We start from the raw sequence: 236 nt of genomic DNA, 5'->3' as shown, positions 1-236 counted from the left end.
ACCACCTATCTCCGCACCCACCCGCAAGTGAGCTGCGACCTCGTCTTGAGCGACCGCTATGTCGATCCGATCGAAGAGGGTTTCGATCTCGTCTTCCGCATCGGCCCGCTCTCCGGTCCGCTCTCCGGTCCAATGGCCGGCCAGGCGACGCAGACCCACGCGCTTCTCGCCCATCCGCTCGCGCCCTACCGGCTCGTCGCCTGCGCCGCCCCCGCCTATCTCGCCGAACACGGCAC

The 236-nt window shown here is 68.2% G+C and carries 1 pseudogene; it reads left to right on the top strand.

Annotated elements, in window-relative coordinates:
* Positions 1 to 45: 45 nt before the first annotated feature.
* Positions 46 to 236 (top strand): annotated as a pseudogene (locus CH341_RS33455) (hypothetical protein); the annotation flags it as partial.

The organism is Rhodoplanes roseus, from assembly GCF_003258865.1.
Taxonomy (GTDB): Bacteria; Pseudomonadota; Alphaproteobacteria; order Rhizobiales; family Xanthobacteraceae; genus Rhodoplanes; species Rhodoplanes roseus.
Note: the sequence above shows the minus strand (reverse complement) of the source record. Positions and strands in the feature narration are given on the sequence as shown.